Annotated in this window: 13 protein-coding genes; all 13 read left to right on the top strand. The window is 66.0% G+C overall.

The annotated features are described in order from the left end of the window. The first annotated feature begins 44 nt into the window (after positions 1–44). The 13 genes from cheW (at position 45) to DLM46_RS15715 (ending at position 15,790) form a co-directional block, all read left to right on the top strand. The gene (gene cheW, locus DLM46_RS15775; protein ID WP_115101679.1) at positions 45–581 is read left to right on the top strand and encodes a chemotaxis protein CheW; all 537 of its coding nucleotides are present in this window, start codon (positions 45–47) and stop codon (positions 579–581) included. A gap of 44 nt (positions 582–625) precedes the next feature. Next, the gene (locus DLM46_RS15770) at positions 626–2,479 is read left to right on the top strand and encodes a methyl-accepting chemotaxis protein (RefSeq protein WP_115101678.1); all 1,854 of its coding nucleotides are present in this window, start codon (positions 626–628) and stop codon (positions 2,477–2,479) included. Between the two features lie 203 nt (positions 2,480–2,682). Then, on the top strand, positions 2,683–3,636 hold the full coding sequence (locus DLM46_RS15765) for a CheR family methyltransferase (RefSeq protein ID WP_115101677.1): 954 nt from the start codon (positions 2,683–2,685) through the stop codon (positions 3,634–3,636). Next, positions 3,633–4,463 carry a chemoreceptor glutamine deamidase CheD gene (gene cheD / locus DLM46_RS15760; protein WP_115101676.1) on the top strand — a complete coding sequence of 277 codons (831 nt, stop codon included), beginning with the start codon at positions 3,633–3,635 and terminating at the stop codon, positions 4,461–4,463. Before DLM46_RS15765 ends, cheD begins: the two co-directional genes overlap by 4 nt. A 5-nt stretch (positions 4,464–4,468) precedes the next feature. Then, the gene (locus DLM46_RS15755; RefSeq protein ID WP_165847984.1) at positions 4,469–5,557 is read left to right on the top strand and encodes a protein-glutamate methylesterase/protein-glutamine glutaminase; all 1,089 of its coding nucleotides are present in this window, start codon (positions 4,469–4,471) and stop codon (positions 5,555–5,557) included. Between the two features lie 64 nt (positions 5,558–5,621). Beyond that, the gene (gene cheY, locus DLM46_RS15750; RefSeq protein WP_115101674.1) at positions 5,622–6,017 is read left to right on the top strand and encodes a chemotaxis response regulator CheY; all 396 of its coding nucleotides are present in this window, start codon (positions 5,622–5,624) and stop codon (positions 6,015–6,017) included. A 1-nt stretch (position 6,018) separates the two neighbouring features. Next, entirely contained in the window at positions 6,019–6,729 is a 711-nt protein-coding gene (cheZ, locus tag DLM46_RS15745) for a protein phosphatase CheZ (protein WP_115101673.1), read from the top strand. Positions 6,730–6,998: 269 nt separating this feature from the next. Then, positions 6,999–7,541, top strand: a complete 543-nt coding sequence (locus tag DLM46_RS15740) for a DUF2844 domain-containing protein (protein ID WP_115101808.1) — start codon at positions 6,999–7,001, stop codon at positions 7,539–7,541. Between the two features lie 15 nt (positions 7,542–7,556). Next, positions 7,557–8,849 (top strand): DUF3443 domain-containing protein, encoded by a 1,293-nt coding sequence (locus DLM46_RS15735; RefSeq protein ID WP_115101672.1) that lies wholly within the window; start codon positions 7,557–7,559, stop codon positions 8,847–8,849. A gap of 456 nt (positions 8,850–9,305) precedes the next feature. Then, positions 9,306–10,517, top strand: a complete 1,212-nt coding sequence (gene flhB / locus DLM46_RS15730) for a flagellar biosynthesis protein FlhB (protein ID WP_115101671.1) — start codon at positions 9,306–9,308, stop codon at positions 10,515–10,517. Then, positions 10,514–12,616 (top strand): flagellar biosynthesis protein FlhA, encoded by a 2,103-nt coding sequence (gene flhA, locus DLM46_RS15725; protein WP_115101670.1) that lies wholly within the window; start codon positions 10,514–10,516, stop codon positions 12,614–12,616. Before flhB ends, flhA begins: the two co-directional genes overlap by 4 nt. 341 nt (positions 12,617–12,957) lie before the next feature. Next, a complete protein-coding gene (gene flhF, locus DLM46_RS15720; RefSeq protein ID WP_115101669.1) occupies positions 12,958–14,928 on the top strand; it encodes a flagellar biosynthesis GTPase FlhF in 1,971 nt (656 codons plus the stop codon). Continuing rightward, positions 14,921–15,790: a nucleotide-binding protein gene (locus DLM46_RS15715; protein WP_115101668.1), complete on the top strand. Its 870-nt coding sequence runs from the start codon at positions 14,921–14,923 to the stop codon at positions 15,788–15,790. Before flhF ends, DLM46_RS15715 begins: the two co-directional genes overlap by 8 nt. Positions 15,791–15,817 lie beyond the last annotated feature (27 nt).

Below are 15,817 nucleotides of genomic sequence, written 5' to 3'. Positions count from 1 at the left end.
AACACTTACTCAACTCATTTCATCCCAACCGTTTGGGGGCTAACGTGGCAGAAGTCCAATCCATCAATTCGAGCGTCGCGAACGCGAGCGGTACGAATGGCCGCCGCGACGCGCAGCAGGCCGACGCCGGCGGGCAGGAATTCCTCGTCTTCACGCTCGGCGCCGAAGAGTACGGCATCGACATCCTCAAGGTGCAGGAAATCCGCGGCTACGACAACGTCACGCGCATCGCCAATGCGCCTGAGTTCATCAAGGGCGTGATCAATCTGCGCGGCATCATCGTGCCGATCGTCGACATGCGCATCAAGTTCCATCTGGGCCGCGTCGAGTACGACCATCAGACGGTGGTGATCATCCTGAACGTCGCGCATCGCGTGGTCGGGATGGTGGTGGACGGCGTGTCGGACGTGCTGACGCTCGCCACCGACCAGATCATGCCGGCGCCGGAATTCGGCGCCACGCTGACGACCGAATATCTCACGGGGCTGGGCACCGTCGACGGCCGCATGCTGATCCTGATGGACATCGAGAAGCTGATGACCAGCCGTGAAATGGCGCTGATCGAAACGCTCGCCGGCTAAGCGCTGACGGCACGAACGAGAGACTGGAACAAGGGAGCATTGAGATGCTGAGCAGGTGGTCGATTCGCACGTCGCTGACGATGGTGGGGATCATTCTGGTTGCGCTGACCGTGGCGGTCGGCGCGCTCGGACTGACGGCGCTGAACCGCGCCAGCCAGTCGCTCGATCGCATTGCACGCGGCGATCTGGTGGCGATTCACGCGCTCGACGAGGCGTCGGCGTACCTGTTGCGCACGCGCGTGACGCTGGACCGCTTCATCTCGTTGAACACCGCCGGCGACACCGAGAAGGCGAAGAAGGCGCTCGATCGTGCGCAGGAACTCTACGGCATCGGCAACCAGAGCTGGCAGGCGTATCTCGACGCGCCCAAGAACGGCGCCGAGCAGGCGCAGCTCGACGAACTGGCGACGCGCCGCGCGGCCGTGACGCGAGACGGCGTCGACCAGGAGTTCGCCGCATTGCGCGCGAACGATCTGGCGGCCTATCACGCGATCGCCGATACGAAGATCAGCCCGATGTTCCTTGCGTACGACAACGCCGCGTCCGCCGTCGTCAAGGGACTTCAGCAGCACGCGGTGGACCAGCAGGCGAGCGCGCAATCGAACATCTCGCTGATGACGACGCTGATCATCGCCATCACCGCGCTGGCCTTGCTGCTCGTGGTGGGCATCCGCTTCGCGCTGCGCGGCCTGATCGTGCAGCCGCTCGCCGACGCCACCGCCTGCTTCGAGCGGATCGCTTCGGGCGACCTGTCCGAGACGATCGAAGTGTTCAGCCGCAACGAAATCGGCCGGCTGTTCAGCGGCATCAAGCAGATGCAGGAAAGCCTGGCGACGATGGTGAAGGCGGTTCACGGCAGCACCGAATCGATCGACACCGGCGCGCGTGAAATCGCGATGGGCAACACCGATCTGTCGCAGCGCACCGAACAGCAAGCCGCTTCGTTGCAGGAAACCGCGTCGAGCATGGAGCAGCTGACCGGCACCGTGCGGCAGAACGCCGAGAACGCGCGTCAGGCGAGCCAGCTGGCCGTGAACGCGTCCGATATCGCGACCCGCGGCGGCGACGTGGTGAGCCAGGTTGTGACGACGATGCAGGACATCGCGACCAGTTCGAACAAGGTCGTCGACATCATCGGCGTGATCGAAGGGATTGCCTTTCAGACCAATATTCTCGCGCTGAACGCGGCGGTCGAAGCCGCGCGGGCGGGCGAACAGGGCCGCGGTTTCGCGGTGGTCGCCGGCGAAGTGCGCAGCCTCGCGCAGCGCAGCGCCAGCGCCGCGAAGGAAATCAAGGAACTGATCGGCGACTCGGTCGACAAGGTGCAAAGCGGCTCGACGCTGGTCGGCCGCGCCGGCACCACGATGGACGAGATCGTGCAGGCCGTGCGCCGCGTGACCGACATCATGGGCGAAATCAGCGCGGCTTCCGAAGAGCAGTCGGGCGGTATCGAACAGGTGAATCGCGCGGTCGTGCAGATGGACGAAGTCACGCAGCAGAACGCCGCGCTGGTCGAACAGGCGGCGGCTGCGGCGGCATCGCTCGAAGACCAGACGCGTCAACTGCAAGCCGTGGTGAATGGCTGGAAAGTGGCCGGCGGGCCGGCTCGCGTGGCAACGCACAGCGTAGCGGCGGCAGCGCGTCCACACACGGCGCGCAGCGCGGGTGTCAAGGCGGCCCCGGTAGCCAAGGCTTCGCCACACGCGGTGGCAAACCCGGCGGTGCACCCGGCAAGCAGCAGCGCGGCGCAGGCTCCGGCCGCCCATGATGCAGGTGCCGCACGCGTCGAGCCGGCGCTTAAGGCCAAGACGGCGCGAGCCGCGTCCGAATCCGCAGCACGCCCGGCCGCTGCAAGCGCGGCCAAGGCGGGTTCGGATGCGGACTGGGAAACGTTCTAGGAAACAGAAGAAGACATGCAGTCATTCGGCATCTCGCTTCCTGAGGGGCGAATCATCGAAGCACGCCTCGATGGCGTGTCGCGGGCCGACTGCAGGTGGGCGGAACTCGCGGGCGGGCGCGACCCCGCGAACACAATCCCTTTGGCCGGAGGCCGCACCTCCGGCGGAAAGCGGAATGGCTCGTATCGCAGGCAGGAACTTTCATGATGGCAACGCGCGCACAACAACGTCCCGAGCGGGCAGAACCGGCCAGATCCGTCGAACAAGGACGGGATTTCGAATTCACGTCGGCGGATTTCGCTCGTATCCGCGAACTGATTCATCGCAGCGCGGGCATCTCGCTGTCGGATCACAAGCGCGACATGGCGTACAGCCGTCTGGCGCGCCGCTTGCGCGCGCGCGGCATCGAGACCTTCAGGCAGTATCTCGATCTGCTCGAAGCGGAAAACGATCCGGCCGAGTGGGAGGCGTTCACTAACGCGCTGACCACCAACCTGACCGCATTCTTTCGCGAAGCGCACCACTTTCCGATCCTCGCCGAGTTCGTGCCGCGCCGGCCGCAGCCGGTTTCGGTGTGGTGCTCGGCGGCATCGACCGGTGAAGAGCCGTATTCGATCGCGATGACGCTGATCGAAGCCCTCGGCGACAGCGGCGCGCGCCAGGCGAGCGTGCTCGCCACCGACATCGACACGCAGGTGCTGGCAAAAGCCGAAGCCGGCATGTACCAGTTCGACCAGGTCAAGCATCTGTCGCCGGAGCGGCTCAAGCGCTTCTTCCTGAAAGGCACCGGCGCGCACGCCGGCATGGTGAAGGTGCGCCCGGAAGTGCGCGCGATGGTGCGCTTCGAGCAGCTGAACCTGACCGACCGCGATTACCAGCTGCGCTCGCAGTTCGACGCGATCTTCTGCCGCAACGTGATGATCTATTTCGACAAGCCGACCCAGGCGCAAGTACTCGCGCGCTTCGAGCCGTTGGTGAAATCGGGCGGTCTGCTGTTTGCCGGCCACTCGGAAAACTTCACGTACGTGACGCAGGCGTTCAAGCTGCGCGGCCAGACCGTTTATGAACTGACACGCGACGCCGCCGGCGCCGCCCGCACGCCGTCCCGCCCGGCGGGCCACTCCAGCAGCACGCCGGCTGGCGGGGTGACGGTATGAGCAGCGCCCTGCCGATCGCCACCAATCTGTACTTCGACAACCACTTCCAACGCCCCGGCGTGAAGCTGTTGCCGAACGAGTTCTATACGACCAGCGAAGACATGGTGCTGGTCACCGTGCTGGGTTCGTGCGTCGCGGCCTGCATCCAGGACCGCACGGCGGGCATCGGCGGCATGAATCACTTCATGCTGCCCGACGACGGCGCCGACGTCGCGCAAGCCGCTTCGGATTCGATGCGCTACGGCGCGTACGCGATGGAAGTGCTGATCAACGAGCTCATCAAGGCGGGTGGCCGGCGCGAGCGCTTCGAAGCCAAGGTGTTCGGCGGCGGCGCGGTGCTGGCCGGCATGACGACCATGAACATCGGCGACCGCAATTCGGAATTCGTGCGCCGCTACCTCGCGCTCGAAAAGATCCGCATCGTCGCCGAGGACCTGCAGGGCTCGCACCCGCGCAAAGTCGCCTTCATGCCGCGTACCGGCCAGGTAATGGTGAAGAAACTCCGCCTGCAGCAGGAAGCCGGCGTCGCCGAACGCGAACAGGCGCTGATGCGGCAAAGCGCCGAAGCGCGCGCCGAGCGGCTCGCGGCGGCGCGCAAGCGGGTCGAGCTGTTTTCGACGCCGGTCGCGGCAAGGCCGAAGGTCGAACTGTTCGGCTCGAAAGCCGGTGGCGCCGCTGGCAACCCCGCCGGCAACCCCACTGGCAACCCCGCAACATTTGCGGGAAGCGGTGCGACCGCGGGCGCAGCGAAGCCGCGCATCGAACTATTTGGCGCGAGCCCGCGTCCCCTTAATTCAAACAACGCCAGAACCGCAGAGGAGGCGTGAGCGCTGTGCAAAAGATCAAAGTATTGTGCGTCGACGATTCGGCGCTGATCCGCAGCCTGATGACGGAAATCATCAATGGCCAGCCGGACATGACCGTCGTGGCGACCGCACCCGACCCGCTGGTCGCGCGCGATCTCATCAAGCAACACAATCCGGACGTGCTGACGCTCGACGTCGAAATGCCGCGCATGGACGGCCTCGACTTCCTCGAGAAGCTGATGCGTCTGCGGCCGATGCCGGTCGTGATGGTGTCGTCGCTGACCGAGCGCGGCAACGAAATCACGCTGCGCGCGCTGGAACTGGGCGCGGTCGATTTCGTCACCAAGCCGAAGGTCGGCATTCGCGACGGCATGCTCGACTACGCGGAAAAGCTCGCCGACAAGATTCGCGCCGCAGCCCGCGCGCGGGTGCGCCAGGCCGCGCCGGCGCAGCATGCGGCGGCCCACGCCGCGCAGGCGCCTGCCGCCGCCGCGCCGCTCTTCAACAATCCGCTTCTCAGTACTGAGAAGCTGATCATCGTCGGCGCGTCGACGGGCGGCACCGAAGCGATCCGCGAGGTGCTGCTGCCGCTGCCGCCGGATGCACCCGCCGTGCTGATCGCGCAGCATATGCCGCCGGGTTTCACAAAATCTTTTGCGCAACGCCTCAATGGTTTGTGCCGGATTACCGTTAAAGAGGCAGAGCACGGCGAACGCGTGCTGCCCGGACATGCGTATATCGCGCCCGGCCACGCTCACCTGTTGCTGGCCCGCAGCGGCGCGAACTATATTGCGCATCTCTCCGACGAGCCGCCGGTCAACCGGCATCGTCCGTCGGTCGACGTGCTGTTCCGTTCGGCCGCGCAGCACGCGGGCAAGAATGCGGTCGGGGTGATCCTGACCGGGATGGGGCGCGACGGCGCCGCCGGCCTGCTGGACATGAAAAAGGCGGGGGCGTATACCCTCGCGCAGGACGAGGCGAGCTGTATCGTCTTCGGCATGCCGCGCGAAGCGATCGCGCTGGGCGCCGCCGACGAGATCGCCTCGCTGCCGGAAATGAGCCGGCGCGTGATGGCGCGTCTGTCGTCGATGGGCGATCGCGTTCAGCGGGTATGATGCGCGCGGGGTAGGTTGAACAGGCGGACATGCGCCGCATCATGGATCAAGCAAAGGGAATGAAATGGATAAGGGAATGAAATTTCTGGTGGTTGACGATTTTCCGACGATGCGCCGGATTGTCCGCAACCTGCTCAAAGAGCTGGGCTACAGCAACGTCGACGAAGCCGAAGACGGCGCGGCCGGTCTCGCGCGCTTGCGCAGCGGCGCCTATGAGTTCGTGATCTCCGACTGGAACATGCCGAACCTCGACGGTCTGGCCATGCTCAAGGAAATCCGCGCCGACGCCAGCCTCGCGCATCTGCCGGTGCTGATGGTGACGGCCGAGTCGAAGAAGGAAAACATCATCGCGGCGGCTCAGGCCGGCGCGAGCGGTTATGTCGTCAAGCCGTTCACGGCCGCGACGCTCGACGAGAAGCTCAACAAGATTCTCGAGAAGATGGCCAAGACCGGGAGCTGATGTGAATCTGCCGACCAACGCGCAAGGCGCCGAAGCGGGCAACGACAGCGGCGACTTCGCGTCCGACCGCATCCTCGCCCGCATCGGCCAGTTGACGCGCACGCTGCGCGACTCGATGCGTGAGCTGGGGCTCGACAAGCATGTCGAGCGCGCGGCGGAAGCCGTACCCGATGCTCGCGACCGCCTGAAGTACATCGCGAACATGACCGAGCAGGCCGCCGAGCGCGTCCTGTCCTCGATCGACATCGCCAAGCCGATCCAGGAGCAGTTGCAGAAGGATGCGGGTGAGCTCGATGCGCGCTGGGAAAAATGGTACGCGGCGCCGATCGAGCGCGAAGAAGTGCGCGCGCTGATGAACGACACGCGCGCGTTCCTGCGCGGCGTGCCGGAAGCCACCACCGCGACCAATTCGCAGCTGATGGAAATCATGCTGGCGCAGGACTTCCAGGATCTGACCGGCCAGGTCATCAAGAAGATCACGGACGTCGTGTACCTGATCGAGCAGCAATTGCTCGGCGTGCTGGTCGAGAACATCGCGCTCGAGCGGCGCGAGCAGTTCGCGGCGACCGCGGCGGCGCTGGCGGCCGAGCCGTCGTCGACCGGCAGCCCCGAACATCTGCTGAACGGTCCGCAGATCAATCCGGAAGGCAAAACGGACGTGGTGCAGGACCAGTCGCAGGTCGACGATCTGCTGGCGAGCCTTGGCTTCTGACGCACGGTCGGCCGTCAAAGGCGGCAGGCCGATGCTGTATACATAACAAGCCGCGCGCTTGCGCGGCCTGCTTCCTACCGGGACGTAACCGCAGGCATACTACGACCTCAAGCAGCGGCACGGCCTTCCGGCGCGCAACGGCGTCGGGCGGCCACACGGTGAGGAATACCTCCATTGTGCGGCCGCGACGGTGCCGTATGATCTGCAGACTTGTGGCCGGTTCGCACGGTGTGCGGACCGAGCAACAGCCGCTCGGGAGGAGCCTCGTCATGTCGAGTCATATCCGCCGCGCTGGGTGGGTTACAGCGCTTGCCTTGCCCTGTTTGCTGTTGGCCGTGCAGTCCGCTCATGCGGGACTGGGCGGCGCGCCGATGACTCCGCCCGGGGATGCGTCGGTTTCTTCCCGCACCATGCAGCCCGCCAGCAGCGCAGCAGCGGCTGCGCAAAGCGTGATGCATTCCGCATCCAGCGCCGCTTCCTCCACTACCGCCTCTGCGTCCTACACCGTGCGTGAAACCACGCTCGGCAGCGGCACTGTCGTGCGCGAATACCTGGCGGCGGACGGCACGGTGTTCGGCCTCGCGTGGCGCGGCCCGCAAATGCCGGATCTGAGCGATCTGCTCGGCAGCTACTTTCCGCAATATGTCGCCGGCCTGAAGGCTGTGCGCGCGGCGCGCGGCGGACGCGGCCCGGTGGCGGTCGAGCAGAGCAGCCTCGTGGTCCATTCCGGCGGCCACATGGGCGCGTTCAACGGTCAGGCGTGGTTGCCGCAGGCGCTGCCCTCAGGCGTCAGCGGTTCCGACATCCAGTAAGGGCGGAGACGAACGATGCGAACCATGCAGATTGCGATAAAGCTCAAAGCCTGGACCCAGTCCGTCGCGGCGGTGGCGCTGGTGTCGGTTCTGGCCGCTTGCGGTGGTGGTGGCGGCGGCGACAGTTCCAGTTCGAGCTCCAGCTCGTCGTCCGTGCTGAACGGCGGCTCGCTGCCGGCGAGCCCGACTCAGCAGCCGATCGCCGCGAATGCGGCGAACACGGTGGCGATTACGGTCGGCTTCGGCGTGAAAGGCGTCATCAACATTCCTACGGTTAGCGTAACGGTGTGCGCGCCCGGCTCGACCACCAATTGCCAGACCGTCGACAACATCCAGGTCGACACCGGTTCGTTCGGCTTGCGCGTGGTGAGCTCGCAGCTGAGCTCGGTGCTGGGCTCCTTGCAGGTAACTCAGGTGGCAGGCGGCGCGCTCGCCGAGTGCGCGACTTTCGCCGACGGCTATACGTGGGGCTCGGTGCGTACCGCAAGCGTGACGATCGGCGGCGAGACGACCACGACGAGCATTCCGGTGCAGATCATCGGCGACATGGCGTCGAGCACGGTGCCGGCGGGCTGCACCGGCGTGGCGCAAAACACGGCCAGCGCTCTCGGCGCCAACGGCATTCTCGGCATCGGCACGGCGCCCAACGATTGCGGCGCCACCTGCGCGAACGCGTCGACGGCCGCCAACAACAGCAACTACTTCGCCTGCCCGAGCGGCACGTCCTGCACGCGCACCGCCGTGCCGACGGCGCAGCAGGTCACCAATCCGGTCGCCAAGTTCGCCACCGACAACAACGGCGTGATCGTGCAGATGCCGCCGGTGGGGAACACCGGCGCGTCGTCGGCGACCGGTACGCTGGTGTTCGGTATCGGCACGCAGTCTAACAATGCGCTGGCCGCCGCGCAGACCTTCACCACCAATGCCTGGGGCGATCTGAACAACAGTGTCTTCAACGGCACGACGGTGCAGGCGTTTCTCGACTCGGGCTCGAACGCCTACTTCTTCTCCGACAGTTCCCTCGCGCAGTGCGGCAGCACCTACGCGGGCTTTTACTGCCCGTCGTCGGCGCAAACGCGCTCGATCAGCCTGGTCGGGCTGAACGGCGCGAAAACGACCGCCAATATCGGCATCCTGAGCGCGGCCACCCTGTTCGGCAGCGGCAGCAACTACGCGTTCAACGACCTGGCCGGGCAGCTCAGCGGCAGCAGCAGCTTCGACCTCGGCTTGCCGTTCTTCTACGGCCGTTATGTGTACTTCGGCATCGATCAGACGCCGGGCGGCCAGGCGCCTTACGTCGCGTTTTGATGCGTATGACGCAAGGATGACAACCGGCCGGGTACTTGCGTGCAAGCCGCGCGGGTGCCCGCCACGCATCCTCCGCCGGCGGCCCCCCCGCTAGCTGCAGTCTGCCGACGGCCCCTCGCTATCGACCGTCCGCCTGAGGCCCTGCGCTGGTGGCCCCTCGCTATCGACCGTCCTCCAGCGGCCCTGCGCTGCCGACCCCTTACTATCGAGCGTCCTCCGGCGCGACCCTCCGCTCGCGGCCCCTCGCTATCGACCGTCCGCCGGCGACCCCGCGCTGCCGGTCCATCCAGGCCGCCAGCGCGCCTCCAGCAAGCCCCGCGGTGGTTTGCCGCCTGTCCCATCCCCCGAAATGCCCCCCTTTCCCTGCGCTTATCCGCCGATCGTCGGTTGCGCCCAACGGGAATAATCGCTCTCACTGGAACCAGGCATCGCGCCTCGACCGATTGGAGAGCTTTAGTGGCAGAGGACAGCGACCTCGAAAAAACCGAATCAGCCACTCCCCGGCGCCTGCAGAAGGCGCGCGAGGAAGGGCAGATCGTGCGTTCGCGGGAGCTGTCGACGTTTGCGCTGCTGGCGGCAGGCTTTTTCGGCGTGTGGGCCATGTCAGGCAGCATCGGCGAGCATTTGATGAACATGTTGCGCGCGGCCTTCACGTTCGATCACGCCAGCGTATTCGAAACGCGCCGCATGATGATCGGCGCGGGCGCGGCAAGCCGCGAAGGGCTGTACGCGTTGTTGCCGGTTCTCGCCTTTACCGGGCTGGCCGCCTTGCTCGCACCGATGGCGCTGGGCGGCTGGCAGTTGTCCGCCAAAGGATTCGAGCCCAAGTTCGACCGGCTCAACCCGATCGCCGGCCTCGGCAAGATGTTCTCGATCAACGGGCCGATCCAGCTCGGCTTGTCGCTCGCGAAAACCCTCGTGGTGGGCATCATCGGCGGCACGGCGATCTGGAATCGCCGCGAGGAGATTCTCGCGCTGGCCACCCAGCCCGTGCAGATTGCGCTTGCCAACGCCATGCATCTGATCGCCGTGTGCTGCGGCATGACGGTGGCGGGCATGTTCGTCGTGGCGGCGCTGGATGTGCCGTATCAGCTGTGGCAGTTCCACAAGAAACTGCGCATGACGAAGGAAGAAGTGAAGCGCGAACATCGCGAAAGCGAAGGCGATCCGCATGTCAAAGGCCGGATTCGCCAGCAGCAGCGGGCGATTGCCCGCCGTCGCATGATGACGAAGGTGCCGAAGGCCGACGTGGTGGTGACCAACCCGACGCACTTCGCGGTCGCGCTGCAATACGCCGACGGCGAGATGCGCGCGCCGAAGGTCGTCGCCAAGGGCGTGAACCTGGTGGCCGCGCGGATTCGCGAAATCGCCGCGGAAAACAATGTGCCGCTGCTCGAAGCGCCGCCGCTGGCGCGCGCGCTGTATCACAACGTCGAACTGGACCGTGAGATTCCCGGCCCGCTGTATGGCGCGGTCGCCGAGGTGCTCGCGTGGGTCTATCAGTTGCGGCGCTTTAACACCGAAGGCGGCGTCGCGCCGGTCGCACCGACCGAACTCGACGTGCCGGCTGAACTCGACAAGGGCGGCGTATCGGATGATGAAGCCGATCAGGAAGCCGCCGACACGCTCAACAACGCTAACGAAGACGCTTCAGGAGCCTCCGCATGAACGCTCGCGCCGGATTCCTGTCCCGACGGCCCGATGCCTTGAGCAGCACCAATTTGCGCGCCCTCGCCGGGCCGGTGCTGATCTGCATGATCCTCGGCATGATGATCTTGCCGTTGCCGCCGTTTTTGCTGGATATGCTGTTCACCTTCAACATCGCGCTTTCGGTGATGGTGCTGCTCGTCAGCATGTACACGATGAAGCCGCTCGACTTCGCGGCCTTCCCGAGCGTGCTGCTGTTCTCGACGCTGCTGCGCCTGTCGCTGAACGTGGCGTCCACGCGGATCGTGCTGCTCGAAGGCCACACCGGCCCGGACGCCGCCGGCCAGGTGATCGAGTCGTTCGGCCACTTCCTCGTGGGCGGCAACTTCGCGGTCGGTATCGTCGTCTTCGTCATCCTGATGGTGATCAACTTCATGGTGATCACCAAGGGCGCGGGGCGGATCGCGGAAGTGTCCGCGCGCTTCACGCTCGATGCGATGCCCGGCAAGCAGATGGCGATCGACGCCGACCTGAACGCCGGCCTCATCAACGAAGAACAGGCCCGCAAGCGGCGTCTCGAAGTCGCCCAGGAAGCCGAGTTCTACGGGTCGATGGACGGCGCGAGCAAGTTCGTGCGCGGCGACGCGATCGCCGGTCTGCTGATCATGGTGATCAACATCCTGGGCGGCCTGATCGTCGGGATGGTGCAGCACGGCATGGACTTCGCGTCGGCAGGCAAGACCTACACGCTGCTGACCATCGGTGACGGGCTCGTCGCGCAGATTCCGTCGCTGGTGATTTCGACGGCGGCCGGTGTGATCGTCTCGCGCGTCGCTACCAACGAAGACATCGGCACGCAGCTGACCGGCCAGCTATTCACGAATCCGCGCGTGCTGATGATCACCGGCTGCATTCTCGTGCTGATGGGTCTGATTCCGGGCATGCCGCACTTCGCGTTTCTGATTCTCGGCGGCGGCCTGATTCAGCTCGGTCGCACGATGAAAAAGCGCGCCGAGGAACGCAAGAGCAGCACTGCCCTGATCGACGTCGCGCCGGCCGCGATGACCCCGGTGGAAAACACCGAAGCCAGCTGGGACGACGTGACGATGATCGACACGCTCGGCCTCGAAGTGGGCTACCGGCTGATCCCGCTCGTCGACAAGAACTCCGACGGCGAACTGCTCAAGCGGATCAAGAGCATCCGCAAGAAGTTCGCGCAGGAAATCGGCTTCCTGCCGCCGGTGATCCATATCCGCGACAACCTCGAACTGCGGCCGAACGGTTACCGGATTGCGCTGAAGGGTGTCGAAGTCGGCGTCGGCGAAGCGTATCCGGGACAGTGGCTGGCGATCAATCCGGGGCAGGTTTCCGCCGCGCTGCCGGGCACGCCGACACAAGACCCGGCGTTCGGTCTGCCGGCCATCTGGATCGACACGAATCTGCGCGAACAGGCGCAGGTGTACGGCTACACGGTGGTCGATTCGAGCACCGTGGTGGCGACGCACCTGAATCACCTCGTGGTCACGCACGCATCCGAATTGCTCGGCCGCCGCGAAGTGCAGGCGCTGATCGAGCGGATGCAGAAAGATACGCCGTCGCTGGTCGACGATCTGGTGCCGAAGAGCCTGCCGCTCACCACGCTGCAAAAGGTGCTGCAAAACCTGCTGGAAGAGGGCGTGCCGATCCGCGACCTGCGCACGATTCTCGAAGCCTTGTCCGAACACGCGCCGAAGCTCACCGACGCGCACGATCTCACCGCCGCCGTGCGTCTCGCGCTGGGCCGCGCGATCACGCAGCAGTGGTTCCCGGGCGCCGGCGACATGCAGGTGATGGGCCTCGATTCGAATCTGGAACGGGTGTTGTCGCAGGCGCTGTCGACCGGCGCCAATCCGGGTCTGGAGCCCGGGCTCGCGCATACGCTGATGACCGAAACGCAGAAGGCGATGACGCGTCAGCAGAACCTCGGGCTCGCGCCGGTGCTGCTGGTGCAGCACGCGTTGCGGCCGATGCTCGCGCGTTTCCTGCGCCGCAGTCTGCCGCAGCTGAAGGTGCTGTCGTATGCGGAAGTGCCGGATACGCGCAACGTCAAGGTCGTGAATCTGATCGGCGCGCATAGCTGAACGGCGCGGTTGAACGCCGCTGCTCACCGGGTCGATACCTCTTGCCGGCGCTCATTCGAGCGCCGGTTTTCTTTCCGGCTCGCGTTTTCTCTCGCCGTGCGCGGACTGCGGCATACGGAGGCGGACACCCCCCGAGCTCAAAACGGTTACCGGGCGGTTCCGAAAGGCCTGTTTAAAACCGGCTTTCGCGTGGCGCCGGCCGCACGTCCATCGCCCGAATTGCCCGCCTTTACCCGTCTTTATCCATCGATGGTCGCGCGACGGCTTTCGCAATAATTGATCTCAATGGGAAGCGGTGTGTTGCCGGTCCGTCAGTCCGTTTACCTCATCGGGGGTCCAGCTTGAACATTCGTAAATTTGTCGGTGCTACCAGTCGGGATGCACTGCGTCTCGTACGCGAAGCCTTGGGCTCCGATGCGGTCGTGTTGTCCAATCGCACGATGGGCGACGGCAGCGTCGAAATCGTCGCGCTGGCCGACAGCGAGCTGGCCGCCATCGCGCCTAAGGCTCCGCGCGCCGGAGCAGGTGCGCCGCAGCTCGCGCCGATGAATGCAGCGGCTGGACAGCCTTTGCTGACGGCGCCGCGCGCCATGTCGGCGAATCCGTATGCGAGCGGTATGCCCGATGTGTTCGCATCGGTGTTCGGCGCCAGCCCGGAAGCCGGCGCTGAGACCATGGCCGCACATACCGCCTCGAACCCCGCTTCGAACCCCGCCTCGAACACCGCTTCGAACACCGCTTCGAACACCGCTTCGAACAACGCCGCGGGCGATGCGCCGGTTGCGGCATCGAAGAACGCCGCTGTGCCGAAAGCCGCGCCGACGGCGCCGGCCATGCCTGCTTCGGCACAGCCGATCACCATTGCCGAGCCCAGCGCCCGCGCCGCGGCGACCCGTCTCACCGAAGACATCCGCGCCGATCTGCTCAAGGCCGCCGGCGTGCCGGCCGCACCCGCTGCGCTGCCAGCCGCCGCTGAAGCGCCGCGCACGATGGCCGAATCGAATCCCTGGCTGATCGATCACGCCCGCCGCATCGCCGCCGAGCAGCAACAGCAACAGCAACAAAAAGGCGCCTACAGCGCGCGCCCCGCAGCGATGACGCCCGCCGCCGCGATGGCCAAGGGCCTCGGCGCCGCGGTCGAGCCGGGCAAGGCCGCAGCGCAAGCCGGCAACGCGCCCGACACCGCCGACACGCCCGAATGGGCGCGCGAAGCTGCGCAAGTCGCAGCGCGCCGCGCCGCGCAAAAGGTCGCGCCGCCGTCGCCCGCCGGCGACGAGGCCCGCGCGCCCGCCGCGGTCGCCGAAGCGGTCAAGGCGCGCATGGAGCAGGTCGTCAAAGAAACCGTGATGAACGAACTCGCGTCGATGCGCGGGATGATGGAAGAGCACTTCGCCGGTTTGCTGTGGGGCGATCGCCAGCGCCGCAACCCGGCGCGCGCCGCGCTGACCAAGCGTCTGTTCGCCGCCGGCTTCTCCGCGCAGCTCGTGCAGATGATGGTCGACAACCTGCCGGAGAACATCGAAGACATGGAAGGCGGCATGGAGTGGATCCGCTCGGTGCTCGAATCGAACCTGCCGGTGATGGAAGACGAAGACGCGCTGATGGAGCGCGGCGGAGTCTTCGCGCTGATGGGCCCGACGGGCGTCGGCAAGACGACCACTACCGCCAAGCTCGCCGCGCGTTGCGTGATGCGTTTCGGCGCCAGCAAGGTGGCGTTGCTCACCACCGACAGCTACCGGATCGGCGGCCACGAACAACTGCGCATCTTCGGCAAGATCCTCGGCGTGTCGGTCCACGCGGTGAAAGACAGCGCCGATCTGCAGCTCGCGCTCTCGGAATTGCGCAACAAGCACATCGTGCTGATCGACACGATCGGCATGAGCCAGCGCGACCGCCTCGTGTCCGACCAGATCGCGATGCTGTGCCGCGCCGGCCAGCCGGTGCAGCGCCTGTTGCTGCTGAACGCGACCAGCCACGGCGACACGCTCAACGAAGTCGTGCAGGCCTACCAGCGCGCGCCGGATCAGCAGCCGCTCGCAGGCTGCATCCTGACCAAGCTCGACGAGGCCACCAATCTCGGCGGCGTGCTCGACACGGTGATCCGCTACAAGCTGCCGGTGCATTACGTGTCGACCGGCCAGAAGGTGCCGGAGAACCTGTACGTGGCGACAAGGAAATTCCTGATCAAGAGTGCGTTCTGCATTCCCCGCGACAACTCGCCGTTCGTGCCGCACGACGACGATATTCCGGCGTTGCTGTCGGCACTTTCCGCGCGGTCGACGGCTGAACTGCACGAGGTCCGCTTTGGATAAATTCATCTCGGATCAGGCAGAAGGACTGCGGCGGTTGCTGGCGAAGAGCGGCTCGCGCGTGATTGCGGTGACGGGCGGCTCGGTCGGCGTCGGCCGTACGACGACCGTGGTGAACCTCGCCGCGGCGCTCGCGCAGCAGGGCAAGGACGTGCTCGTGATCGACGAATGCCTCGACGGGAACTCAGTGAGCGCGATGCTCGGCGGCGTGCGCGGCGAGGGCAATTTTGCGGCCGTGATGCGCGGCGAGATGACGCTCGACGCCGCCGCCGCGCGGCATGCGCTCGGCTTCTCGATGCTGGCCGCAACGCGCCAGAGCAGCGCAGGCCTGACGGCCGCGCAGTTCGGCGTGGTGCTGAACGGCTCTGCCGACATCGTGCTGATCGACGCGGAACTCGATCCGCAAGGCCGTCTGTCGCCGCTCGCGATGCAGGCGCACGAGCTGATGATCGTCACGCGCGTGGCCGCGCAGGCGATCACCGACGCGTACGCGTGCATGAAACGTCTGCACTACGCGCACGCCACCGCGCAGTTTCGCGTGCTGGTGAACCACGTGCAGAGCGTGGACGACGCGCATACCGCGTTTGCCAACCTGGCCGGCGTGGCCGGGCGCTATCTGACGGTGGCGCTGGAAGACGCCGGTTGCATTGCCGCCGATGCGCGGATGGCGCGAGCCCTGGAGTTGTCGCGTTGCGTCGTCGATGCGTTTCCGTCGACGCCGGCTGCGCGGGACTTCCGGCACCTTGCCGCTGAATTGCAGTACTGGCCGATGCGGCCAGCGATGTCGTCGCGAGCGCCCTGGTTGGCGCCTGCGACAGTTACAGCGGCGCAACACGCCGACCAACCGTCTGCGCAGCACGCCTGAGAGGCGGCACGGGGACAAGGGGAGCAC

It is taken from the genome of Paraburkholderia lacunae, assembly GCF_003353175.1.
Lineage (GTDB): Bacteria > Pseudomonadota > Gammaproteobacteria > Burkholderiales > Burkholderiaceae > Paraburkholderia > Paraburkholderia lacunae.
This window is presented reverse-complemented; position numbering and strand designations above follow the sequence as displayed.

What these genes read in the sequence shown, in the direction of transcription:
- DLM46_RS15740 (WP_115101808.1), top strand. Translation starts at nt 6,999, where the DNA reads ATGTCGAGTCATATCCGCCGCGCTGGGTGGGTTACAGCGCTTGCCTTG.
- cheD (WP_115101676.1), top strand. Translation starts at nt 3,633, where the DNA reads ATGAGCAGCGCCCTGCCGATCGCCACCAATCTGTACTTCGACAACCAC.
- DLM46_RS15770 (WP_115101678.1), top strand. Translation starts at nt 626, where the DNA reads ATGCTGAGCAGGTGGTCGATTCGCACGTCGCTGACGATGGTGGGGATC.
- cheY (WP_115101674.1), top strand. Translation starts at nt 5,622, where the DNA reads ATGGATAAGGGAATGAAATTTCTGGTGGTTGACGATTTTCCGACGATG.
- DLM46_RS15765 (WP_115101677.1), top strand. Translation starts at nt 2,683, where the DNA reads ATGATGGCAACGCGCGCACAACAACGTCCCGAGCGGGCAGAACCGGCC.
- DLM46_RS15735 (WP_115101672.1), top strand. Translation starts at nt 7,557, where the DNA reads ATGCGAACCATGCAGATTGCGATAAAGCTCAAAGCCTGGACCCAGTCC.
- flhA (WP_115101670.1), top strand. Translation starts at nt 10,514, where the DNA reads ATGAACGCTCGCGCCGGATTCCTGTCCCGACGGCCCGATGCCTTGAGC.